This window comes from Virgibacillus senegalensis, assembly GCF_000821245.2.
GTDB lineage: Bacteria > Bacillota > Bacilli > Bacillales > Amphibacillaceae > Sediminibacillus > Sediminibacillus senegalensis.
Genome location: NZ_LN611417.1, coordinates 1 through 862, shown reverse-complemented (window position 1 = coordinate 862; position 862 = coordinate 1). Strand labels below are relative to the sequence as shown.

General features: G+C 49.3%; 1 protein-coding gene. It reads left to right on the top strand.

The features are described from left to right. A partial coding sequence (ltrA, locus tag BN1067_RS00005; protein WP_053216905.1) for a group II intron reverse transcriptase/maturase occupies positions 1 to 862 on the top strand: 862 nt, incomplete at both ends.

Genomic DNA, 862 nt, shown 5'->3' with positions numbered 1-862 from the left:
GGTGTCGACCACATGCCCGTACAAAACCTGCGAAGCCATGTAATGGAACACTGGTCTACCCTGCGTTCTGAACTCGAGAAAGGGACCTATCAACCTGCTCCCGTACGTCGAGTCGAAATCCCGAAACCAGACGGTGGAGTAAGGCTGTTAGGTATCCCAACCGTGGTGGACCGTTTCATCCAACAAGCCATAGCCCAAGAACTAACCAAGGTTTTTGACCCTATCTTCTCGGAACACAGCTATGGGTTTCGCCCGAAACGAAACGCTCATCAGGCAATACGCAGGGCGAAAAGCTATATCCGGGAAGGCAACCGCTGGGTTGTCGACATGGATTTGGAGAAATTCTTCGATAAGGTCAATCATGACAAGTTAATGGGACTTCTGGCGAAGTCCATCAAAGACAGCAAACTTCTCAGGATTATCAAACGGTATGTGAAATCCGGGATTCTCATGAATGGGGTATGCGTACGTTCAAGTGAAGGGACGCCGCAAGGTGGTCCGTTAAGTCCGCTTCTGGCAAATATCGTTCTTCATGAATTGGATAAAGAACTGGAAAAGAGGGGGCATCGCTTCGTCCGGTACGCGGATGACTTTCATATCTATGTATCCTCTCGGAAAGCAGGCTATCGGGTGATGAACGCCATCACTACTTTCATTGAAAAGAAACTTCACCTAAAAGTGAACCGGAAGAAGTCAGCTGTCGACCGACCATGGAGAAGGAAGTTCCTAGGCTTCAGTTTCACCTCATACGGGACACCGAAGGTGCGCGTACACCAGAGAAGTGTCAAGCGTCTGAAGGAAAAGATCCGGGAGTTAACATCGAGGTCGAAGGGATGGAGTATGGAATACCGTATTCGGAAGC